Annotated in this window: 17 protein-coding genes and 1 riboswitch; of the genes, 12 read left to right on the top strand and 5 right to left on the bottom strand. The window is 74.1% G+C overall.

Annotated elements, in window-relative coordinates:
• The gene (locus ACNNMR_RS09795; protein WP_419994150.1) at window positions 1-696 is read right to left on the bottom strand and encodes a succinate dehydrogenase; all 696 of its coding nucleotides are present in this window, start codon (window positions 694-696) and stop codon (window positions 1-3) included.
• Between the two features lie 73 nt (window positions 697-769).
• Here ACNNMR_RS09795 and ACNNMR_RS09790 point away from each other — a divergent pair, with 73 nt between their 5' ends.
• Window positions 770-1654, top strand: coding sequence for a LysR family transcriptional regulator (locus tag ACNNMR_RS09790; protein ID WP_419994149.1), 885 nt, complete (start codon window positions 770-772; stop codon window positions 1652-1654).
• 1 nt (window position 1655) lies between these two features.
• Here ACNNMR_RS09790 and ACNNMR_RS09785 read toward each other — a convergent pair whose 3' ends face one another.
• A complete protein-coding gene (locus tag ACNNMR_RS09785; RefSeq protein WP_419994148.1) occupies window positions 1656-3032 on the bottom strand; it encodes an ATP-binding protein in 1377 nt (458 codons plus the stop codon).
• The gene (locus ACNNMR_RS09780; RefSeq protein ID WP_420000313.1) at window positions 3029-3739 is read right to left on the bottom strand and encodes a response regulator transcription factor; all 711 of its coding nucleotides are present in this window, start codon (window positions 3737-3739) and stop codon (window positions 3029-3031) included. The genes ACNNMR_RS09785 and ACNNMR_RS09780 overlap by 4 nt, the downstream gene beginning before the upstream one ends.
• 71 nt (window positions 3740-3810) lie before the next feature.
• Between ACNNMR_RS09780 and ACNNMR_RS09775 the strand changes: the two genes are divergently transcribed.
• Together ACNNMR_RS09775 and ACNNMR_RS09770 are read left to right on the top strand one after the other, a co-directional pair.
• On the top strand, window positions 3811-5001 hold the full coding sequence (locus ACNNMR_RS09775; RefSeq protein WP_419994147.1) for a UDP-N-acetylglucosamine--N-acetylmuramyl-(pentapeptide) pyrophosphoryl-undecaprenol N-acetylglucosamine transferase: 1191 nt from the start codon (window positions 3811-3813) through the stop codon (window positions 4999-5001).
• Window positions 4998-5987, top strand: a complete 990-nt coding sequence (locus ACNNMR_RS09770; protein WP_419994146.1) for an SDR family NAD(P)-dependent oxidoreductase — start codon at window positions 4998-5000, stop codon at window positions 5985-5987. The genes ACNNMR_RS09775 and ACNNMR_RS09770 overlap by 4 nt, the downstream gene beginning before the upstream one ends.
• Window positions 5988-6033: 46 nt before the next feature.
• On the opposite strand, the gene ACNNMR_RS09765 is transcribed toward ACNNMR_RS09770, so the two are convergent.
• Complete coding sequence (locus ACNNMR_RS09765; RefSeq protein ID WP_419994145.1) at window positions 6034-7818, bottom strand: glycoside hydrolase family 3 protein; 1785 nt, start codon at window positions 7816-7818, stop codon at window positions 6034-6036.
• A gap of 365 nt (window positions 7819-8183) precedes the next feature.
• Window positions 8184-8337: riboswitch (cyclic di-AMP (ydaO/yuaA leader) on the top strand.
• Between the two features lie 9 nt (window positions 8338-8346).
• Between ACNNMR_RS09765 and ACNNMR_RS09760 the strand changes: the two genes are divergently transcribed.
• The 3 genes from ACNNMR_RS09760 (at window position 8347) to ACNNMR_RS09750 (ending at window position 11162) form a co-directional block, all read left to right on the top strand.
• Window positions 8347-9123: a M23 family metallopeptidase gene (locus ACNNMR_RS09760; RefSeq protein WP_419994144.1), complete on the top strand. Its 777-nt coding sequence runs from the start codon at window positions 8347-8349 to the stop codon at window positions 9121-9123.
• A gap of 123 nt (window positions 9124-9246) precedes the next feature.
• Window positions 9247-9822: an ArsR/SmtB family transcription factor gene (locus ACNNMR_RS09755; RefSeq protein WP_419994143.1), complete on the top strand. Its 576-nt coding sequence runs from the start codon at window positions 9247-9249 to the stop codon at window positions 9820-9822.
• Window positions 9819-11162, top strand: coding sequence for an MFS transporter (locus tag ACNNMR_RS09750; RefSeq protein WP_419994142.1), 1344 nt, complete (start codon window positions 9819-9821; stop codon window positions 11160-11162). The genes ACNNMR_RS09755 and ACNNMR_RS09750 overlap by 4 nt, the downstream gene beginning before the upstream one ends.
• 9 nt (window positions 11163-11171) lie before the next feature.
• On the opposite strand, the gene ACNNMR_RS09745 is transcribed toward ACNNMR_RS09750, so the two are convergent.
• Window positions 11172-12725, bottom strand: a complete 1554-nt coding sequence (locus ACNNMR_RS09745) for an AAA family ATPase (protein ID WP_419994141.1) — start codon at window positions 12723-12725, stop codon at window positions 11172-11174.
• A 257-nt stretch (window positions 12726-12982) separates the two neighbouring features.
• Here ACNNMR_RS09745 and ACNNMR_RS09740 point away from each other — a divergent pair, with 257 nt between their 5' ends.
• The 6 genes from ACNNMR_RS09740 to ACNNMR_RS09715 all read left to right on the top strand — a co-directional run bounded on the left by ACNNMR_RS09740 (window position 12983) and on the right by ACNNMR_RS09715 (window position 21884).
• Window positions 12983-13852, top strand: a complete 870-nt coding sequence (locus ACNNMR_RS09740) for a thiopeptide-type bacteriocin biosynthesis protein (RefSeq protein WP_419994140.1) — start codon at window positions 12983-12985, stop codon at window positions 13850-13852.
• A complete protein-coding gene (locus tag ACNNMR_RS09735) occupies window positions 13849-16335 on the top strand; it encodes a lantibiotic dehydratase (protein WP_419994139.1) in 2487 nt (828 codons plus the stop codon). The genes ACNNMR_RS09740 and ACNNMR_RS09735 overlap by 4 nt, the downstream gene beginning before the upstream one ends.
• Window positions 16336-16424: 89 nt before the next feature.
• Complete coding sequence (locus ACNNMR_RS09730; protein WP_419994138.1) at window positions 16425-16655, top strand: hypothetical protein; 231 nt, start codon at window positions 16425-16427, stop codon at window positions 16653-16655.
• Window positions 16656-16787: 132 nt separating this feature from the next.
• Complete coding sequence (locus ACNNMR_RS09725) at window positions 16788-17975, top strand: lanthionine synthetase LanC family protein (RefSeq protein WP_419994137.1); 1188 nt, start codon at window positions 16788-16790, stop codon at window positions 17973-17975.
• The gene (locus ACNNMR_RS09720) at window positions 17948-20068 is read left to right on the top strand and encodes an ABC transporter ATP-binding protein (RefSeq protein WP_419994136.1); all 2121 of its coding nucleotides are present in this window, start codon (window positions 17948-17950) and stop codon (window positions 20066-20068) included. The genes ACNNMR_RS09725 and ACNNMR_RS09720 overlap by 28 nt, the downstream gene beginning before the upstream one ends.
• On the top strand, window positions 20061-21884 hold the full coding sequence (locus ACNNMR_RS09715; RefSeq protein ID WP_419994135.1) for an ABC transporter ATP-binding protein: 1824 nt from the start codon (window positions 20061-20063) through the stop codon (window positions 21882-21884). The genes ACNNMR_RS09720 and ACNNMR_RS09715 overlap by 8 nt, the downstream gene beginning before the upstream one ends.
• Window positions 21885-21902 lie beyond the last annotated feature (18 nt).

Raw genomic sequence — 21902 nt, 5'->3', positions numbered from 1 at the left:
TCAGCTCACGACTCCCGTCATGACTCCGATGGGTACGGAGATGAACCCCGCCGTCAGGACCACGGCGAGGCCGGTGGACAGCGCCTTCGACACCCGGCCGCCGTAGCCGAGGGTGTGCGAGGCCGCCCAGAACCCGTGCTGGATGTGGAATCCGAGGGCGGTCATCGCGACGAGGTAGATGACGTTGCCGTACCAGGTCGAGAAGGTGTCGATGACGTTCTGGTACGGGCGCAGATGCTCGTACCCGTCCGGGTGCACGGTGCCCGTCGTCAGGTCGAGGAGGTGCCAGACGATGAAGAGGGCGAGGATGATGCCGCCCCAGCGCATGGTGCGGGTGGCGTAACTGGCCTTCGGCTTCGCGTGGACGTACTTGCTCGGGCGCGCCTTGATGTCGCGGCGGCTGAGCTGGTACGCGGAGACCGCGTGCGCGATCACGGCGGCCACGAGGACGATCCGCAGCAGCCAGAGGGCCCACTCGTAGTGGAGCACCGGCTCGCCCATGGTGCGCAGCCAGCGGGCGTAGTGGTTCATATCGTCGGGGCCGAAGAAGATCTTCAGGTTCCCGACCATGTGCGCGACCAGGTAGAGCAGCATGATCACGCCGCTGACCGCCATGACCGTCTTCTTGCCGAGGGTGGACTTCCACAGCAGCTCGGGGGTGGACGGGCGGCGGTCCGACTTCGTTGCCAGTGCCATGGAAATTGACGGTAGATTCGGAGCCTGCCATACGTCCAAGACATGATTCCGCTGTATTCGATAGGCTCTGCCTATGCAGCTGCATCAGCTCCGCTACTTCGCGGCGGTCGCCGACACCCGGCACTTCACCCGCGCCGCCGAGCGCGAGCATGTCGCGCAGCCCTCGCTGTCGCAGCAGATCCGGGCGCTGGAGAAGGAGCTGGGGGCGGAGCTCTTCCACCGGGCGCGCGGCCATATCGGGCTGACGGACGCGGGGGAGGCGCTGCTGCCGCTGGCGCGCCGGATCCTCGCCGATACGGAGACGGCGCGGCGCGAGGTGCAGGAGGTGGCGCAGCTGCGGCGGGGGCGGGTGCGGCTGGGGGCGCCGCCGAGTCTGTGCGCGTCGGTGGTGCCGGATGTGCTGCGGGACTTCCACGCCGAATACCCGGGCGTCGAGCTGGTGGTGCACGAGGACGGGTCGCAGGACCTGGTGCGCGAGCTCGCGGCGGGCGAGCTGGATCTGGCGCTGATCATCACGCCGCTGGCGGGGCAGGGCCCGGTGCTGTCCACGTCGCAGCTGCTGCGGGAGGACCTGGTGGTGGTGTCCTCGGCGGACGGCCCCGCGCCGGTGGCGCGGAAGCACATCCGGGTGGGGGATCTGCGCGGGCGGCCGATGGTGATGTTCCGGCGGGGGTACGACCTGCGGGACTTCACCCTGGCGGCGTGCCGGGAGGCCGGTTTCGAGCCGGAGTTCTCGGTGGAGGGCGGGGAGATGGACGCGGTGCTCGGTTTCGTACGGGCCGGGCTGGGGGTCGCGGTGGTGCCGCGGATGGTCGCGGAGCGGAGTGGGCTGCGGGCCACGCCGTTCGCGGCGCCCGGGCTGCACCGGACGATCTCGCTGGCGCACCGCGGCGATGTGTCGCCGCCGCGGGCGGCGCGGGAGCTGAGCCGGCTGCTGCGGGCGGGCCTGCGGCCCTGAGTCAGGCGAACGCGACCCGGAACAGCGCCCCGCCGCCGGGCGCCGCATGCGCCGTGAGCTCCGCGTCGTGCGACCGCGCGATCTGCCGCGCCATCGCCAGACCCAGCCCGGACCCGGGCAGCGCCCGTGCATTGTGGGCCCGGTAGAAGCGGTCGAAGACGTGCGGGAGGTCCGCCGGGTCGATGCCGGGGCCGTGGTCGCGGACCGTCAACTCCAGCCCGCCGGACGGCAGCAGGCGCAGTGTCGTCTCCACCGGGCCGCCCGATGGCGAGAACTTCGCCGCGTTGTCCAGCAAGTTGGACAGCATCCGGCTCAGCCGGGCCGGCACCCCCGACACCAGCACCTCCTCCGCCGCGGGGTCGACCGACACCGTAAAAGCAACTCCTGGCCAGTGCTCTCCCGCCGTCCCCACGGAGTGGGACAGCAGCCCGGCCAGGCGCACGTGTTCCACCGACTGATGGGGCTCCTCGTCCCGCGCCAGGTCGATGAGGTCGTTCACCATCGTGGTCACTTCGCGCAGCTGCCGCGACAGCGCACCGGCCGCGCGTGCGCGCTGCTCCGGTGTGAGGTGGTCGGCCCGCGCCAGCAGGTCGGCGTTGGTGCGCAGCGCTGTGAGCGGGGTGCGCAGCTCGTGCGAGGCATCCGCCACCAGCCGACGCTGGGCGGTCAGCGACTCCTCCAGCGCATCCAGCATCGTATTGATGGTGACCGCGAGCCGCGTGATCTCGTCGTCCCGGCCTCGGCCCGCCGGCCGCGCCGTCGGCAGCTCGATCCGATGACCGGCGTCCCGCGTGGCCGTGATCCGTTCCGCCGTCGCCGTCAGCCGCGTGACCGGCGCCAGGCCCGTACGCGAGACCCAGTAGCCCAGCAGCGCCGCCAGCGGCACGCCCGCGCCGCCGACCAGCGCCAGCAGGCCCGTTGCCTGTCGCTCGGCCTTGGTGAGGGCGTCGGAGCGGAGGGCCACCTGCATGGCCATGCCGTTGCCCGCGGGGGTGCTGAGGACCCGGACCGGGTGGCCGTCGACCGTGGCCGCGCGGTAGTACGGGGCGCGGTCGCCGGCCGCGACCTCGCGGTCGGCCTCCCGTACGGGCAGCAGGTACTTCTCGCCCGGGTCCTTCGCCGGATCGGCCGGTACGAGCTGCGCGCAGGCCGGCGCCGCCAGGTACTGGCACTGGTCCGCCTGCACCCCCGGCCCGTCGCCGCGGTGCTGCTGCAGCGCGAGGGTGGCGGACTGGGTCAGGCGGAGGTTGAACTGGCGGTCGAGCGTGTAGTGGATGACCAGGTACGCACCCGCGCAGACGGCCAGGGCCACCGCGGCCACCGCGGCGGATGCGGTCAGCGCCAGCCGGCGCCGCAGGGGCGGGCGGGCCCGGCTCACCGGCCCGCCTCCGGCTCGTCGAAGCGGTAGCCGACGCCGTGCACGGTGTGGACCAGGCGGTCCGCGCCGCCCGACTCCAGCTTGCGGCGCAGGTAGCCGATGTACACGGCGAGGGAGTTGGAGTCGGGGCCGAGGTCGCGGCCCCACACCCAGCGCATGATCGTCTCGCGCTCCAGGACCTGCCCCGGGTGCTGCAGAAAGAGCTCCAGCAGCGCCCATTCCGTACGCGTGAACTCCAGCCGCCGCCCGTCGCGCACCGCCCGCCGCCCCTCCGGATCCACCACCAGATCCGCGAAGCGCCACGGCTCGCCCTCGCCCCCGGCCCCCTCCGCCGGACCGGCCCGGCGCAGCAGGGCCCGCAGCCGCGCGGTGAGCTCGTCGAGCGCGAACGGCTTCACCAGGTAGTCGTCCGCGCCCGCGTCCAGGCCGTCGACCCGGTCGCTGATCGCGTCGAGCGCGGTGAGGACGAGGATCGGCGTACGGTCCCCGAGCGCGCGGAGGTGGCGGCACAGGGCCAGGCCGTCCATGACCGGCATCATCACGTCCAGCACCAGCGCGTCCGGGTCCCAGGCGGGGATCTCGGCCAGCGCGGCATGCCCGTCACCCGCCGTGCGCACGGCGAAGCCGTCCACCGTGAGGCCGTCCTCGACGGCGGCGCGCACCTCCGGGTCGTCGTCGACGAGGAGGATGCGGGGCCGGTCGTGCATGTCGTTCATGGGGCAAGACTGCCAAATCGGTTCTTAGAACCCTCTTAGGGCGCTCGCGGAGTGTGCCGCCCATGGACACACCACTGTCAGTCGTGATCGGCGCCGGAGGCACCGGCGGCCACATCTACCCGGGCCTGGCGCTCGCCGAGGCGCTGCGGCGGTACGAGCCAGGGGCGCGGATTTCGTTCGTCGGCACGGAGCGAGGTCTTGAGACCCGGCTCATACCTGAGGCGGGCTATCCGCTGCACACCGTCGACATGATCCCGTTCGACCGGTCCCTGGGCGCCAAGCGCTTCACCCTCCCGGCCGCCCTGCTGCGGTCGGGCGCCAGGTGCCGGAGCATCCTGCGGGCGCAGGACGCGCAGGTCGCCGTGGGCATGGGCGGCTACCCCAGCGCACCCGTGATCCTCGGGGCCCGGATGGCGGGCCTGCCCAGCGTCGCGCACGAGTCGAACGCGGTGCCCGGGCGCGCCAACGCCTTCGCCGCCCGCCTCACACCGCACGTGGCGCTCGCCTTCGAGGCGAGCGCCCTGCATCTGCCCGCCTCCGCGCAGCCGGAGGTCACCGGGATGCCGCTCTCCGGACCGCTCTCCTCCCTCGACCGGGAGGCGGTACGGGACGAGGCCCGGCGGGCGCTGGGGGTGCCCGCGGGCGTGCGCCTGGTCCTCTTCAACGGCGGCAGCCTCGGCGCCGCCCGGCTCACCGAGGCGGCGCTGGGGCTCGCCGAGCGATGGCAGGGGCGCGGGGACGTACGGCTGCTGATCAAGACCGGACCCGCCCGCATCGAGGACGCCCGGCAGCGGCTGCTCGCCGGTGGGGGACGGGTCGCGGCCGCGGTGCCGTACCTGGACCGGATGGATCTCGCCTATGCCGCGGCCGACCTCGTCGTCTGCCGGGCCGGTTCGGCGACCGTCGCCGAACTGGCGACGGTCGGGATGCCGGCGGTGCTGGTGCCGTACCCGCACGCCCCCGGCGATCACCAGACGCACAACGCGCGCGTCCTCACCGAGTCCGGCGGCGGCGTGCTGCTGCCCGACGAGGCGACGACGGCCGAGGCCCTCGACGCGGTGGTCCGGCCGCTGCTGGAGGAGCCGCTGAAGCTGCGCGCGATGTCGTACGCGGCGGCTGCCGCCGGCGCGAACGGGCGGCACTCGCGGGCCGCCGACCGGCTGGCCCAGAAGGTGCTGCGCCTGGCCGGCGGCCGCTTCGCACGGCTCGCGGATGACACCCGACCCACCCACATCACCAAGGAGCACTCATGACCTTCTTCAACGGCCGTACCGTCCTCGTCACCGGCGCGGAGGGCTTCATCGGCTCGACGCTCGTCGATCTGCTGCTCGCGGAGGGCGCGCGGGTGCGCGCCTTCGTGCACTACAAGCCGTACGCGGAGAAGGGCAATCTCAAGCATCTCGCCGGTGATCCGCGGGTCGAGCTGATGGCGGGCGACGTCCGCGATCCGGGCCGGGTCATGGACGCCGTCGAGGGCTGCGACACCGTCTTCCACCTGGCCGCGCTGATCGGCATCCCGTACAGCTACGACTCCCCGGGCGCGTACGTCGCCGTCAACGTCACGGGTACGGAGAACATCGCCGAGGCATGCCGGCGGCACGGCGTCCGGCGCCTCGTCCACACCTCCACGAGCGAGGTCTACGGGACCGCGCTGACCGCGCCCATCGCCGAAGACCACCCGCTGCAGCCGCAGTCCCCGTACTCGGCCTCGAAGATCGGCGCCGACATGATGGCGCTGTCGCACTTCCACGCCTTCGAGCTGCCGGTCGCGGTGGTGCGCCCGTTCAACACCTACGGCCCGCGGCAGTCCGCCCGCGCCGTCATCCCGACGATCCTGGCCCAACTGCACGCGGGCGCCCGCGAGCTGCGCCTGGGATCGCTGACCCCGACCCGCGACTTCACCTACGCGACGGACACCGCCCGCGGCTTTCTCGCGGTGGCGCAGAGCGACCGGGCGGTGGGCGAGGTGGTGAACCTCGGCAGCGGCCAGGAGATCGCGATCGGCGAGCTGGCGGAGCGGCTGATCGCGGCGAGCGGGAAGGACGCGGAGATCGTGGTGGACGAGGCGCGCCTGCGCCCGTCGGGGAGCGAGGTCCACCGCCTGCTGTCGGACAACTCCCGGGCGCGGGAGTGGGCGAGCTGGAAGCCGGAAGTCGACCTGGACGAGGGCCTGCGGCGGACCTCGGCGTGGGTGGCGGAGAACCTGGACCTGTTCGCCCCGGAGCGATACGCGGTGTGAGGCCCGGGCGGGCGCCTGTCGTGAGACAGCCGCCCGCCCACTCAGCTCAGTACTTCAACCCGTGCCCATACGGGTACAGCACCTCGCCACCCTCCACCGACCGGACGGTCACCGGCAGCTTCCCCCTCGGCGACACCTCGCCGAAGAGCACCCCGACCGCCGTCTCCAGCGACGTCACACCGAAGTTGCACGTCGTCAGATACGCCGGCACCGACGGGAAGCGGCGGATGTCGTACGGGACGCCGACCCCCAGCACCACCACCGGCTTACCCGTGCCGAGCAGCGCCTGGACCAGCACCGCCTGCGCCTTGCCCTTGTCCGTGGCGTTGGCCAGCGCGTGGCTGCTCACGACCACCAGGTCGGCCTGAGCCGCCGCGGCGACGGCCTCGTCGATCTTCGCCTGCGCCGGCACCGAGCCGGTCTCCAGCGTGGTGACCGTCTGGCCCCGCGCCGTCAGGCTCTGCCCGATCGCCGTCGTGGCCGGGACGCCCCACCCGGTGACCAGGACCTTCCGCTGCTGCTTCGGCAGCGGGAGCAGGTCACCAGAATTCTTCACCAGCGTCACCGTAGGACGGGTGATCCTCACCGCCTCCGCCGTGTGCGACGAGCTCCCGACCACCCGCTCCGCCCGGTTGACGCTGACGTACGGGTCCCCGTACAGCCCCTGCCGCAGCTTGTGCGCCAGGATCCGTACGACCGAAGCCTCCAGCCGCTTCTCGGTGATGTCGCCGCCGCGCACCGCGGCCGTCACCGCCGCCACCGCCGTGTCCATCTGCGGCGCCAGCACCAGCATGTCCGCGCCCGCCTGGAAGGCCCGTACCGGCGCCACGTCCGGCGGGAACTCGCCCGCCGCGCCCTGCATGTCGAGCGCGTCGGTGACGATCAGGCCCTTGAAGCCGAGCTCGTCGCGGAGCAGGCCGGTGAGGATCTTGTGGGACATCGTGGCCGGGGCGCCGCTGTCGTCCAGCGACTTCACCACGATGTGGGCGGTCATTATCGTTTCGAGGCCGGCGGCGATCGCCGCGCGGAACGGCGGCAGGTCGATGGCGTCGAGCTCGGCCCTGGTGTGCTTGATCTCCGGGAGGCCGAAGTGGCTGTCGACGGCCGTGTCGCCGTGGCCGGGGAAGTGCTTGGCCGCCGAGGCGACGCCGCCGCGGTCGTGGCCGAGGACGGCGGCCGCGGCCATTGGGGCGGCCAGCTTCGCCTCGTCGCTGAAGGAACGTACTCCTATGGCGGTGTTGTCCGGGTTGAGGTTCACGTCCGCGCACGGGCCGTAGTTCTGGTTGATGCCGACCGCGGCCAGTTCGCGGGCGGTGATCTCCGCGGAGCGGTAGGCGTGGGCTAATGAGCGGCCCGAGCCCAGGGCCATGTTGCCGGGGAACTGGGTGGCGGGGGCGGGCATGCGGGTGACGCGGGCGCCGCCCTCCTGGTCGGTGGAGATGACCAGCGGGGTGGCGGCGGGGGCGTCGAGGGCGGCCTTCTGCAGGCCGTTGGTGAGGCCCGCGATCTGGCGTACGCCGGTCATGTTGACGCCGCGGGTGGCGAAGAGAATTACGGCGCCCGGCTGGTATTTGGCGATCACCTCGGCCGGGGTGTTTACCCCGTAAAGGCGGCGGTTGAAGGCCTGCGCGGTGGCGTCGACGGCGTCGGCCGCGGTGCCGCCGACCTCGACCACGAAAAGCTGCCCGATTTGCTGCTCAATGGTCATTCGGCGGGCCAGCGCCCTGGCCCGGGAGGTGTACGAATCGGCCGCGGCGGTGGACGGGCCCGTCATGCCCGCGGTGATGGCGGCGCCTGCGAATCCGGCGAGGACATGTCTGCGAGAAGGCATGAGATCGCTCCTTAGCGAGTACGCGTGCGTGTGCCCTACGGCTGTGCAGCGGGGGGTGGTGGCTGCCGGCTCGGGTCTGCTCCCCCGTGTGGCCGCCAAGGAGAACTCGGCCGCAAATCTGGCAGCGGGTTCTTGGTCATGTCAATGCGTCTGCGCCCTAAACGGGTAAATCGGATCTTGTCCGAGAAGGCCGGGTTATTGCGCTGCAACTCGCCGGTGACCAAGCGGAATTCATGTGTGGGGCTGATGTGATGAGCTTGTAATCAGAGGCTGCAGACCTCTAGCGTTGCGTCCGTTCGAGAACCGAACACCGCAGCGCCGTACCGCCGAATCCTGCCCACGGCACCTGCGGCTCCCCCGGCAGCAACAGCTCACCGCCAGGGCAGGAGCGGGGGACCCACCTTCGCCGTTCCGTCCCCGGACGGCTTGGGGTGAAGCCGCCCGTCATCAGTGCAGCGCGGCCGGGCTATCTCCAGCCCGAACCCGACAGCTCACCTCGCAGGCGTAGGGAGAAGGAGAGCTCACTCCATGACGTCTGCGATAGGCCGTCACCGCGCCCACCGCAAGCCGAGCACCGCCCGCCGCTACGCCGCCCGCGCCGCCGCCGGCGGCGCCACCCTCGCCCTCCCGATCGTGGGTTACTCCGCCACCGGCGCCCTCGCCGCGGAGTCCACCTACACGGTCGAGGCCGGGGACACGCTCTCCACGATCGCCGCCGACGAGGACGTCGACGGCGGCTGGAAGGCCCTCTACGAGAAGAACAAGTCCGTCATCGGCGACGACCCGAACATGATCCAGGTCGGCGACAAGCTGTCCCTGGACACGGGCGACTCCGGCTCCAGCACGGACGCCTCCAATGCCTCGTACGGCACCGGCACCTCCACCGAGGAGGCCGACGCCGTCCTCCCGGTCTCCGACGCCAACCCGACGGCGAAGTTCGAGCAGGCGGGCGGCACCTGGTCCTCCGGCGAGCACAGCGGCCAGGACTGGTCCGTACCCACCGGCACGAAGGTCAAGGCCGCCATCGGCGGCGAGGTCGTCACGGCCGGCTACGACGACTCGTTCGGCTACGAGGTCGTCATCAAGCACGCCAGCGGCGACTACCAGCAGTACGCCCACCTGTCGCAGATCGACGTGAAGGTGGGCGAGAAGGTCGGCACCGGCGACCGCATCGCCCTGTCGGGCGCGACGGGCAACGTCACCGGTCCGCACCTGCACTTCGAGGTCCGCAAGACCGCCGAGTACGGCTCCGCGGTGGACCCGATCTCGTGGCTTGCCGACCATGGGGTGAAGGCGAACTCCTGAGTCGTAGCGGCTCCTGAAAGGCCCGGGCCGGGTGGTGGTCCGGGCCTTTTCGCTGCCGAGTTGTGCAAGAAAAGTTGCGCAAGACATATTGTGCAACTTTCCTTGCCTATCTACGGTGTTGGCGTGCCCTCTCGCATCACTGAACTGGCCAAGCTCAAGGCCTTCACACATCCGTTGCGTATCGACCTGTACCGGCTGCTGCGGCTGCGCGGTGCGGCCACGGCCTCGCAGCTGGCCGAGGAGGTCGACCAGGCGGTGTCGCTGGTCAGCTATCACCTGCGCAAGCTGCACGAGCACGGCTTCATCCGGGACCTGCCCGATCGCGCGCGGGACGGGCGGGAGCGCTGGTGGGGCGTTACGGAGCAGGGTTTCGCGTTCCACGCCAAGGACTTCGACGAGACCCCCGAGGGCGTCGCCGCGCTGGCCGGAGTGACCCGCGAGGTGCTGGCGACCCGCACGGCGCAGTACCGCAACTTCCTCGACCAGCAGGCCGGCTGGGGCAAGGAGTGGACCCGGGCGCACTTCAGCTCGGAGGCCATGGCCCGGCTGACGGCGGCCGAGCTGCAGGAGGTGGCCGACGAGGTCGCGGCGCTCGCCGACCGGTGGGTGGAGCGGGGCAGGGCCGCCGAGGCGGCCGGCGACACCGAGGGGCGGGAGGCCGTCGCGTTCCATCTGTACGGGTTTCCGGTGCGGCCGTGAGCGGGATAGGCGTGAGGGCCGTCGGGGCCGGGGCGCCCCGGCCCGCCTATCGCGACGCCAACGTGCTGCGCTGGCTGTCCGCGTACACGCTGTCGCTGATCGGCGACGGGGTCTACTTCGTCGCGCTCGCCTGGACGGCGGCGAAGGTGGCCGGACCGGCGCAGGTCGGGCTGGTGATGGCGGCCGGTTCGGTGCCGCGGGCTGCGCTGATGCTCTTCGGCGGGGTGTTCGCGGATCGGTTCGGGCCGCGGCGGCTGGTCATCGGCAGCGATGCCGCGCGGTGCCTGATCATGTTCGCGCTGGCCGCGGCTATTGCGCTGCTGGCGCCCGGGCTGTGGCTGCTGGTGGTGGTGGCGCTGGTCTTCGGGGCGGTGGACGCGATGTTCGTGCCGGCTGTCGGTGCGCTGCCGCCGCGGGTGGCGCCGGCTTCGGAGCTGGCGCGGGTGGTCGGGATGCGCGGGCTGGCGATGCGGATCGGCAACAACATGGTCGGTCCGGGGCTCGGTGGCGCGGTGATGGCGGCGACCGGGTCGGCGGGGGCGTTCACCGTGGCGGGGGCGCTGTTCGCGTTCTCGCTGCCGTTGCTGGTGGCGGTGCGATTGGCGCCGTTGGCGCCCGTGCAGGGGAAAGGTGAGGCCGTCGCGGTCGGGGTGGAGGTCGCACCCGGGGCCGAGGCCGCGACCGCGGCGGATGTCGCTACCGGGTCGCGAGGCGCGTGGCGCGATCTCGTCGAGGGGCTGCGTTACGCCCGCCGGCACCCCGTCGTCGGGCCGCTGCTGCTGTCGGGTGCGCTGAGCGAGTTCGGGCTGTCCGGGCTGTTCAACGTCGGGATGGTGCTGCTTGCCGCCGACCGCGGCTGGGGTGCGGGCGGGCAGGGGGCGCTGATCGCGTGTCTCGGCATCGGTTCGGCGGCGAGTGCGGCGCTGCTCGCCGTCAAGGGGCGGCTGCCGCGCGCCGGTGCCGTACAGAACGGCACTTTGCTCATCGGCTCGCTCACCCTCGGCGCGGTGGCGCTCGCGCCCTCGCTGCCGTGGGCCGCCGCGCTCATGGCCGTCGGCGGCGCCGTGTGCGGCATCTGCGGCGGCCTGGCCCAGGCGCTCATCCAGACCTCCGCCGACCCGCACTACATCGGCCGCGTCACCTCACTGATGGGCCTTACGGGCCTGGGCATCGCGCCGATGTGCTACCCGCTCGTCGGCGCCGCTGTCGGGCTCTGGGGGCCGACGCCGGTCTTTCTCGCCGGGGCGGGGTTCAGCTGCCTCGGTGCGGTGGTCGGGCTGTCGGCGGCGGCGGTACGGAGGGCGGAGCTGCCGCGGGCGGGGGAGGAGTTGGCGGCCTAGCGGCGGGGGTCATGGCCGCGCGTGTCCGGCGGGCGTGTCCAGGTGGTGCTGCGCGAAAAGCCGGGTCAGCGGGTGGAAGCCATAGTGGCCCGGCGCGTCCGAGCGCAGGAGCTGGGCGTCTACTAGGCGTTCGAGGGACTCCTCCGCCGTGTCCAGGTCCGTGCCCGTGGCGGCCGCCGCCTGGCGCGCGTCCAGCGCGTCGCCCACCGCGGCCAGCAGCGGCAGCGCCCGCGCCGCCCGCCGGTCGGCCGCGTCGCCCGCGAGCAGTTCCCGGTAGCCGGAGTCCAGGGTGGCCCGTACCGCCAGGTCCGCATAGCTGAGCTCGTCCAGGCGGCGGCGGGGGTCGGCGAGGCGGGCGGCCAGGGCCGCCACCGGCCAGGCGGGGCGGGCCGCGAGCCGGGCGCCCGCGATCCGCAGGGCGAGGGGGAGGTGGCCGCACAGCCGGGCCACCGTCTCCGCCGCGGCCGGGTCGGCGGCCGTCCGCGTCGTGCCGGCGTAGGCGCTGAGCAGCGCCAGCGAGGCGGCGGGAGTGAGCAGCGGGACGTGCAGGTGGACGGCCCCGTTGACCACCGCGAGCGCGCGGCGGCAGGTGACCACGGCCGCGCAGTGCGGACCCGTGGGGAGCAGCGGGCGGACCTGGGCGGCGTCGTGGGCGTTGTCGAGGACGATCAGCAGCCGCTGCCGCGCGGCCAGTTCGCGGTAGCGGGCGGCGGCCTCGGCCTCGTCGGCGGGGGGCGGGCCGGGGGCGCCGAGCGCGTGCAGCAGCTGGTGCAGGGCACGGGCCCGGGGGAGAGGGCGTTCGCCGGGGATCGTGCCGCGCAGGTCGACGTACAGCCGGTGGTGCGGAAAGTGCTCGCCGAGCCGGTGCGCCACCTGGATGGCCAGGGCGGACTTGCCCACACCTGCGGGCCCGTGCAGCGCCACGGTCGTGCCGTGCCAGGCGGTGGTGTCGGACAGGAGGGTCGTCAGGTCCGACAACTCCCGCTCGCGGCCCACCAGGCGCGGGGGGTCGGGCGGGAGCTGGTGGGGTACGGGCGGCGGGGCGGCGTCTTGGGCGGGGGTCCGGCTCCGGCGGGCGCGGGCCTGGCTCGGGTCCTGGCTCGAGTCCCGACCTGCGTCCTGGCTCGGGTCCTGGCTGGAGTCCCGACCTGCGTCCTGGCTCGGGCCCTGGCTGGAGTCCCGGCCCAAGTCCCGCCCCCGGCCCGCCTCCGCGCCACTGGCCGTACGCACCCGCCGCGACTCCTCCACCCGGTCCCGTGCCGTCGCCAGCATCCCGACCTCCGGTCCGGTCGCCCCGAGCAGCCGGATGAGCACGTCGAACCGGTCCGTCGGCGGCAGGTTCTGCCCCCCGAAATAGCCGCCGATCGCCCCGCGGGACCACCCCGTGCGCTCCGCCAGCTGGCGGAAAGTCAGCGGCGCCGCGCCATCGCGGCGGGCCGCACGGCGGCGCAACCGGCGCAGCACGGCCGCGAGTTCGGCCAGCGTGCGTACCCCCTCCAGGTCGTGCAGTACGGCCGCCACTTGGGCGCCATTGCGGCGCGCTCGGTCAGCGCCCTGTGCCACGTCTTCCTCCCCCGTACTGCGGCGGTGCTGTGCGCGGTGACCCGTTCGTGGTCACCGTCCGGGGCTGTCCGGCGGCGTCCGTTCTCTCCGGCTGCCGTGCGGGGCCCTCTGCCAGCATCCGGAGCGTGCCGCCCCGAGCCGGTGGCGACCGCCGGAACCTCAGGCGGAACGCCACCCGGGATTCGACGGGCACGGGGCGGCGGATAGGCCGGATTTCGCCATTTGAGACAGCGCCGTAGAGGAGGGAGTCGGTCACCGTGATCCAGAATCGTGACGAGGACCTGCTGCCGGCCGCTGACCGGCGACCGCCCTCCGCCTGGCTGCACTTCGGGCTGGAGCCCGGCGCCGGAATGCTGCCGCGCACGCTGGCCGGACTCCGTACGCTCGCGGCCGACTTGCTCGCCGATGGCGACGTGGCCGACTTCTTCTTCGTACGCAAGGTGCCCGGGCTGCGGGTGCGCTTCCGGTGTGCGGAGGGGCGGGCGGATGCCGTCGATGAGCGGGTGTGTGCGGTGTTGTCCCGGTGGGAGCTGGATGGGGTCGTGGCCGGGTGGTGTGGTGGGGCGTACGAGCCGGAGGAGTTCCTGTTCGGCGGGCCGGTGTCCATGGCGCATGTGCATCGGGTGTTCACCGCGGACTCGACGGCGTGGCTCGGCTTTCACGCGCTGGCGGGCTCCGGCGGCGGGCCCGGCCCCGTCTGGGCCATGTCGCTGCGCATGATCCGCGGGCTCCTCGACGGGCTCGGCATCGTCGGCTGGGAGGACCTCGACGTCTGGGACCGGCTGCGGCGGCAGGCGGGGCGCGGCTTCGCGGCGGACGCGGAGTTGCCGGAGGCGGGGGCGCGGGCTGCCGTGGCGCTGCGGGAGACCTGGGCCGATGCGCGGCGGTCGGCTGCGGTGCTGCATCCGGAGGCGTGGGGGCTGGCGGAGGCGTACTGCCAGGACGTGGCGGAGATCGCGGCGCGGTGGCGGGAGGAGTACTTCACGGTCGGCCGCCCGGCGGTCGGGCCGCGGGAGGCGGCTGCCTTTGTGATCGTCTTTCACTGGAATCGGGCCGGGCTTTCGGCCGTACGGCAGGCGCTGATCACCTCCGCGCTCACCGTCCGCCCACGGGGGGTGGACCGGTGAACGCGAGCCCGGTGCTGCTGCGTACGGCAGGCTTCCCGATCCGGCTGTGGAGTGCGGCGGGTTCTCCGTACCTCTTCCAGCTGCTGCGGGAACTGGACGAGAAGGAGGCGGAGTTCGCCCGCTCGGCGCGGCGGTCCGCGGAGGTGGTCGGGCGGGAGCTGATACCGGCGGCCGGCCTGTCGGTGGGGGAGCGGCGGTGGACGCTGGCGCAGCGGCGACGGCTGCACCGGGGGTACGTGCCGGAGGCCGGGGATCACGCCCGGCTCATCGCCCTGGCCCGCCGGGCCGCCGGGGGCGGGGAGGTCGTGGGCGTACTGGCGCACACCGAGAAGCTTGCCGAGGCGCTGCAGGAACTGCAGGTGCTCGCCCGCACCCGGCACCGGGCCGAGCTGGCCTGGCTCGGCAGCGCGGGGCGGCGGCTGCTCGCGGGTCATCCGGCCGGGCGGCGGGCGCTGCTGGACGGGGACGTACGGCCGGTGGACGTCGGCTCCGACGATGTCCACCGGCAGCGGCGGCGGGCGGACTACCTGTGGCGGATGACGGCGCGGGGGGCGGCGAAGGTGACGCCGCGGGGGTGGCTGGGGCAGGTGGCGGTGCTGGGCGGGGTGGATTCTGGTGCCGTCTCCGGTGCGGTCTCCGGTGCGGTCTCCGGCGTGGCGACTGACCGGCTGCTGGTGCTGACCGACGAGGTCGCGACGCACTGGGGGGAGAACGAGCACCGCGACGGCGGCGCCGACTGGACCGGTAACCCAGGCAGTCGGGTCGGTCTGGCGCCGCTGTCGCGGGTCGCGGGGGACCGGCTGGAGGTGCTGGCGCTGGCGGCGCGGGAGGGAATTGTCCTCACGCCGGTACGGACCCGGGTGACGCCGGTCGTCGAGCGGATCGTCGCGGCGCTGCGCGGCGGGGCGGTGCCGCTGGGCGGGCTGGAGGGGGCCGTGCTGCAGGGGGCGGCGGCCGAGCGGCAGCGCGCCGTACTGCGGCAGTTCCTTGCGCACCTCGCCGCCATCGGCGTCCTGCAGGTGACGACCCGTGCGGAACGGCGCTGTCGCCCGTGGCATCCGGTGGCCGCCGATCCTGGCTGGCCCAAGGCCGATCCGGGCTGGCCCAAGTCCGATCCCGGCCGGCCCAAGGCCGCCCCCGCGCCGAAGGCCACCCCGACCGACACCCCAAGCAGCGCCGACGGCGGCTACCTGGACGTCTATCGCCGGGCCCGCGGCACCGTACCTGCCGCAGACCTGCAGGCACTCAGCGCCGCGCTGACCCAAACGCTGCGCCTCCAAGCGCTGATCCGCGACGACGCCACGGCCGCCTCGACGGGCGCGACGGGCCCGTCCCCCGCCGGACTCACCACCGAAGACCGCCCCCTCCTCGACCTCGTACGCGACGGCCTCGCCTCGCGCCCGGCCACCGACCACCACCAGCACCAGCCGGTCGGCTGGCCGCCCGCCACCACCCCCGGCTCCGGATACTCCCGCCTGCTGCACCACCTCGCGGACCAGGCACGCACCGGCCGGACCATCGACCTGACCCCCGCGGACCTGGACCAGCACGCCGCACCACCCCCGCGCCTCACCTGGCCCCTCGACTGCACCGTGCGCCCGCTCCCCGACGGCTCCGGAGCCCTGGACCTCATCGCCCCCGCCGCCGTCCTCGACGCCCGCTTCGTCCCCACCCTGCGCCGCCTCCACGGCGGCCGGCTCCCGGCGGCAGACGCCTATCGCGACTTCCTGCGCGAGCTGGACGCGGACAGCGGGATACGTTCCGTGGAGCTGCTGTTCCCCGCGCTGTCCCGGTACGCGGCCAACGCCGTCCGGCGGCCGCTGTACCCCGCCGCCTGGACCGGCGACCCCGACCTCGCCGCGTACTGCGAAGAGGCGCCGCAAAGCGCCGACTTCCTCCCCCTCGGCGAGCTCACCGCCCGCGCCGACGGCCCGCACACCGTGATCAGCCACCGCGGCGAGCCCATCCGCCCCCTCTACCACTCGGCGCGCAACGCCCCGCCGCCCTGGGACCTCGTCGCCGGGCTGCTGCTCGCCGCGTCCCCGCAGCGGCGGGCCTGGGTACGGCGGCTGCGCCACTCGCTCTGCGCGCTGCCGGGGCTCGACTACGTACCGCGCATCACCGTGGCCGGGGCGCTGGTGCTGTCCGCCGCCCAGTGGCGGGTGCCCGCAGACCGGCTGCCGGACCCCGACGCCGAGGGCCTCGACCAGGCCAGGCAACTCCTGCGCCTGCGCGACCAGCTCGGCCTGCCCCGCTACGTCTTCGTCTCCGCCGCCCCCGGCGCCCGCTCCCCGCTGCCCTGCGACCTGGACAGCATCCAGACCCTCGGCGTGCTGCGGAGGGTCGCCGCGGCGGACAGCGCGGCCGTGGTGATCGAGGAGATGGTGCCCGCCCCCGGCGAGCTGACCGTCATCGACCGCGCCGACCCCGGCGGCTCGCCGGTCGCGGCAGAACTCATGCTCCGTATCCCGCCGGGCGGTTGATGCCCCCGCCGCCCGGCCCCCGAGACCGGCGCCGCCACCAGCATCGACGGCGCCGTACCCCACCGATGTCGCAGAAGGAGGTGAACACCATGGCGAGCGAGATCCTGTGGCCGAGCAACACCCAGCCGATCCTGCCGGGCAAGCCCGAGCAGCCGGAGCTGGACGATGTCGAGGTCCTCATCGCGCAGCTGGAGGGACAGTTCGAGGAGTCCAACCTGCTGACGATGGGCGCGGATTCCGGGACCAACGGCTGCACCAACGCCCAGGGCTGCACCGGTACGTGCCCCTGTCACAACCCGGAGCTGCCGAACCCTAGCTGAGGCCCGGCGGCACTGAGCTGCCGCTGATCCGAAGCGAAACGGCGGCCCGCCGGGGTGCCCGTGCCTGCCCCACGGCGCCCCGGCGGTCCGCCACCGAAACTTCCGTCTGACCCTTGAGAGAGGCCGCCCGGCATGTCACCCGTCTCCGCCCAGCAGACCGCGGCACCGGCCCCGGTGTACGAGACCGTCGACCGCGTACTGGCCGCCTTCACGCGTGTCGTCGGCGCGGATGAGCGCGGCGAGGAGTACAGCATCGACTTCGGCCCCGCCGTGCTCGCCGCGCTGACCGCCCAGAGCCGGCCGGGCCTCCCGGCGGCCGAACCCGGCCCGCAAGCCCAGGCGTTCGCCACCTGGCTGCGCACGCTGCGACAGGGCTGCACGCATCCCGGCTTGTACGGGTGGGGGCTGGCCGGCTATCTGCAGGGCCTGCGTACGGCAGCGCCGGTCTGGCCCGCGGTGGCCGGGCTCGCGGACGCGGCGCGGGCGGAGCTCACCGACTGCGCGCACCGGTGGCGGCCGGGCCGGATGGCCTGGTGCGACTACGACCTGGTGACCGGGCCCGCGGGCACGCTGCTGGTGCTCACCGCCGACCCGCGCTGCACCCCCGCCGACCTCGCCGCCACCGTCGGCTACCTCACCCGGCGCTGCGAGGGCGACGGGCTGACCGGCCTGCGGGTGGGTCACTACCGCGGCGAGGCCATGCGCGGCTGGAACCACGGACGTATCAACACCGGCGTCGCCCACGGCGCGGCGGGTGTGGCGCTCGCCCTCGCCGCGGCGGTCCGCGCTACTGGGCTGACCGCGGAGCTCGGCACGGCGCTCACGCGACTGGCGACCTGGCTGCGCGCTCAGAGTCGGGTCGCTCCCGGCGGCCTGATCACCTGGCCGCACGGCGGCGACATGGCGGATCTGCCGCCTGGGCCGCAGGCCTGGTGCTATGGCACCCCGGGGGTGGCCTGGGCGCTGTGGGAGACGGCGGGGGCGCTGGGGGACCCGGAGTTACGGGACTTCGCGCTGGAGGCTGCCGCCTCCTTTCTCCGCTGGTACGACGGTGACGCCGCGCCGCTCGGCCTGTCCCTGTGTCATGGGGCGCCGGGCCTGGCCCTGCTCTGCGATGCCTTCGACCGGCATGCGGGGCTGCCGGGGGCGAGGGACCTGCGGGATCGGCTCGTACGCGAACTGCTCGGGCGGCAGGAGGAGGTGGCCGCGCTTGCCAACACGGACACGACGCTGCTCAGCGGGGCGTCGGGGGCGTGTGCGGCGCTGCTGACGCTGCATGGTGGCGATCGCGGGTGGCTGCCGGCGTTTGGGCTGCGCTGATGCGGGGGCTGAAGGCGCTGACGCTGCGGCGCTCCGGCAAGACCGCGACCGACGCCGCGCCCGGGCGCGCTGCCGGGACGCCTGGCGGGGGCGCCTCCGACGCGCCTCCCGGCGGTGCCTCGCCCGCGCCTCCCGGCGCCATCCGCGCCGCCTCCCACACTGCCCCCGTCACCTCCCTCCTTCGCCTCCTGCCCACCGCATCGCGGCGGCTGACCGGTGGGCTGGCCGCGCTCGTGCTGATCGATGCCGCGCTGGCCCCGGCGTTGACGCTCGCCATCGGCGCGCTCGCCGGGCGGTTGCCCGCGGCCGTGGGGGCGGGGTTCGACTCGGCGGCCGGGCGGGGGGTGCTGGTCGCGTTCGGGGTGCTGTGTCTCGTCTATCTCGCCAACGTGCTGATCGACCCCGTCATCGCCGCGACCTCGGCTCAGCTCGCCCGCCGCCTCTCCGCCGCGGTCGCCCGTATGACCATGCGCGGCACGCTGCGCCCTGCCGGGCAGGCGCCGCTGGACGACCCCGAGGTCGCGGACCTGCTGCTGCTCGCGCAGGGGCGCGGCACCGGCCAACTCCCGGTCGCCCAGGCGGTCACCGCGCTGCCCCGCCTGGTCTCCGCGCGGCTCGCCGGGCTCTCGGCGGCCGGGCTGCTGCTGCTCTTCGCGTGGTGGGCGCCGATCCCGCTGGTCATCGCCTGGGTGCTGACGGGTCGGCGGCTGGACCGCGCGACGCGGCGGGCGGCCGACAGCCATGCGGGTACGACGACGGAGCTGCGCCGCGCCGAATACCTGCGGACGCTCGCCCTCGACGGCGCCGCGGCCAAGGAGATCCGCGTCTTCGGCCTGGCCGACTGGCTCGTGGAGCGCTTCACCCGCTCCTGGCTGGCCGGCACGCGCGAACTGGCCGGCCGCAGGGCGGGCCCCGGCGACCTGGTGGCCCTGGCGGGCCTGATCGGGGCGCACGCGCTGGTCCTGATCCCGCTGGCCACGGCAGCGGCGTACGGCGACCTCTCGGTCACCCGTACCACCATCTGCCTCCAGGCCGTCCTAGGCACGGCCTCCCTGGGCTGGCTCGGCGACCTGCAGTGGACGATCACCCGCGCCAGCGCCGCCGCCCCGGCCGCCCGCCGCCTCGCGCAACTGGGGCGTGGACCGGGTGAGTCGGGGCTTTCCGCGGCGCCGGACGATGCCGCCTCCGGCGAGGAAACCGCCGGCACGGACGCCGGACCCGCCACGGCCCCCGCCCCCGTTCGCCCCGGCACCATCGACCCCAGCTGGCCTGCCGCCCTGCCCCCCGCCCAGGGGATCCGCTTCGAAGCCGTCCGCTTCCGCTACCCCCACCGCACCGCCCCCGCCCTCGACCGCCTCGACCTCACCATCCCGGCGGGCAGCTCGCTCGCCCTCGTAGGCGACAACGGCGCCGGCAAGACCACCGTCGTCAAGCTCCTCGCCCGCCTCTACGACCCCGCGGCAGGCCGCGTCACCACCGACGGCACCGACCTGCGCACCCTCGCCCCGGACGCCTGGCGCCGCCACATCGCCGTCGTCTTCCAGGACTTCCTCCGCTACGAGCTCCCCGCCCGCGACAACATCCGCCTCGGCGCCGTCCACGCCGACCCCGACCGAGGTCCCAACCGCCACGCCCTCGCCACCGCCGCCCGCCGCGCCGGCGCCGACCGCCTCCTCGACGGCCTCCCCGACGGCTGGGACACCCCCCTCTCCCGCCGCTTCACTCGCGGCACCGACCTCTCCGGCGGCCAGTGGCAGCGCATCGCCCTCGCCCGCGCCCTCTACGCCGTCGAGCACGGCGCCCGCATCCTCGTACTCGACGAGCCCACCGCCCACCTCGACATCCGGGCGGAAGCCGAGCTGTACGAGCAGTTCCTCGACCTCACCCGCGGGCTGACCACCATCCTCGTCTCGCACCGCTTCGCCACCGTCCGGCTCGCCGACCGGATCTGCTTCCTCGACGGCGGGCGCGTCGCCGAGCAGGGCACGCACGACGAACTCCTCGCCGCCGACGGCCGCTACGCCCGCTCCTTCCGCCTGCAAGCCGCGACCCTCACCGGAGCCGGACACGGAGACGGAGACACCCATGCGTGACCCCAAGCCAGGCGCCGCCACCCTCCGCGACCAGGCCCGCGCCACCGCCCTGCTGATCATCAGCGCCGTCCGCGCCGACCCCCGCCGCGCCGCGCTCGTCCTCCTCCTCGCCCCGGCCGTCGGCGCCTGCACCGTAGGCGCCGCCCTGGCCGTACGGCTCGCCACCGACGCCGCGGTACGGCACGACGCGCGCGCCGCGGTACTCGCCGCCGGGTTCCTGCTGACGGCCGTCGCCGTCACGCACGCGGTCGGCAGCTATGTCTCCCGGCTGCGCATCGGCCTGCAGCAGCAGGTCGGCCTCGACCTCGACCGGCGGCTGATGGCGCTCACCGCCGGCATCCCGGACCTGGCCCACCACGAACACCCCGCCCACCTCGACCGCATGGAGCTGCTGCGGGCCCAGCGGGCCCTGCTCGGCAGCGCGTTCGGCGCGCTCGTGGAGAACCTGCGCGCGATGTGCGGCCTGGGCGCCGCTCTCCTCGTGCTCGCGAGCATCCACCCGGCCGCCGCCGCGCTGCCGCTGTTCGCGCTGCCCGCGGTCGCCGCGAGCCGCGCCGGCAGCCGCCGTATCGCCGAGGTGGAGGAGCGGACCGCCGAGTCCGAGCGGCTGCGCCGCAGCCTGTTCACGCTGGCCTGCACGCCGCAGGCGGCCGCGGAGATACGGGTCTACCGGCTCGCGGCCGAGCTCACCCGCCGCCACGACCGGCTCCAGGACGAGGTCGACCGCGCCCGCAACCGCGTCCAGCTGCGCGCCTCGGCCCGGCTGGCGGCCGGCTGGCTGGTCTTCGGCGCCGGCTACCTCGGCGCCGTCCTGCTCGCCGTACGGGCCGTCGCCCACGGCACCGGCACCCCGGGCGAGGTGGTGCTGACCCTGATGACCGGCGCCCAGCTGATCGGCACCGTATCCGGCGTCATCGGCCTGGCCGGCTGGCTGCAGCAGGCGCTGCGCGCCGCGGGCCACTTCCTGTGGCTCTCCGACCACGCCGCCGCCCGCCAGCAGGCCGCCGCGACAGGGGCCAAGCACCGGCTCGCGCCCGCCCCCGGCCACGCCCTGACCCTCCACAACCTGACGTTCACCTACCCCGGCACGGAACGGCCCGTACTCAGGGACCTCTCCCTCGCCATCCCCCCGGGCACCACCGTCGCCCTGGTCGGCGAGAACGGCGCCGGCAAGACCACCCTCGCCAAGCTCCTGTGCCGCATGTACGAACCCACCTCAGGCGCCATCCGCTACGCCGGCGACGACCTCTCCGCCTGGTCCGCCTGCGCATGGCGCCGCTCGCTCGCTGCCTGCTTCCAGGACTTCCAGCGCTTCGAGTTCACCCTGCGCACCGCCGTCGGCATCGGCGACCTGCCGTACGCCGACGACCCCGCCAGCGTCACCAAGGCCCTCACCCGCGGCGGCGGCTCCGGCCTCCCCGCCGAACTCCCGCACGGCCTGGACACCCAGCTCGGCCCCACCTTCCCGGCCGGTACGGACCTGTCCTCCGGCCAATGGCAGAAGGTCGCCCTCAGCCGCACGCTGATGCGCCCGAGCCCCGCCCTGCTGATCCTCGACGAGCCGGCCTCCGGCCTCGACCCCGCCTCGGAGCACGCCCTCTTCACCCGCTACGCCACCGCGGCCCGCGCCACCCGTACCCCGCCCATCACGGTGCTGATCTCCCACCGCTTCACGACGGTCCGGATGGCCGACCTGATCGTGGTCCTGGACGAGGGCACCATCAGCGAATACGGCACCCACGAGGAGCTGATGGCAGCGGGCGGCCGCTATGCCCAGCTCTACGAACTCGGCACCCGCGGCTACGCGGCCCGCTAGGTCCCGGGCCCAGTCCCG

This window comes from Streptomyces boninensis (genome assembly GCF_048572725.1).
Taxonomy (GTDB): domain Bacteria; phylum Actinomycetota; class Actinomycetes; order Streptomycetales; family Streptomycetaceae; genus Streptomyces; species Streptomyces boninensis.
This window is presented reverse-complemented; position numbering and strand designations above follow the sequence as displayed.

Bases quoted from the DNA above. Each gene is read 5' to 3' on its own strand.
- ACNNMR_RS09795 (WP_419994150.1), bottom strand. From the start codon at position 696: ATGGCACTGGCAACGAAGTCGGACCGCCGCCCGTCCACCCCCGAGCTG.
- ACNNMR_RS09790 (WP_419994149.1), top strand. From the start codon at position 770: ATGCAGCTGCATCAGCTCCGCTACTTCGCGGCGGTCGCCGACACCCGG.
- ACNNMR_RS09780 (WP_420000313.1), bottom strand. From the start codon at position 3,739: ATGCACGACCGGCCCCGCATCCTCCTCGTCGACGACGACCCGGAGGTG.
- ACNNMR_RS09775 (WP_419994147.1), top strand. From the start codon at position 3,811: ATGGACACACCACTGTCAGTCGTGATCGGCGCCGGAGGCACCGGCGGC.
- ACNNMR_RS09770 (WP_419994146.1), top strand. From the start codon at position 4,998: ATGACCTTCTTCAACGGCCGTACCGTCCTCGTCACCGGCGCGGAGGGC.
- ACNNMR_RS09765 (WP_419994145.1), bottom strand. From the start codon at position 7,818: ATGCCTTCTCGCAGACATGTCCTCGCCGGATTCGCAGGCGCCGCCATC.
- ACNNMR_RS09760 (WP_419994144.1), top strand. From the start codon at position 8,347: ATGACGTCTGCGATAGGCCGTCACCGCGCCCACCGCAAGCCGAGCACC.
- ACNNMR_RS09730 (WP_419994138.1), top strand. From the start codon at position 16,425: ATGGCGAGCGAGATCCTGTGGCCGAGCAACACCCAGCCGATCCTGCCG.
- ACNNMR_RS09725 (WP_419994137.1), top strand. From the start codon at position 16,788: ATGTCACCCGTCTCCGCCCAGCAGACCGCGGCACCGGCCCCGGTGTAC.
- ACNNMR_RS09715 (WP_419994135.1), top strand. From the start codon at position 20,061: ATGCGTGACCCCAAGCCAGGCGCCGCCACCCTCCGCGACCAGGCCCGC.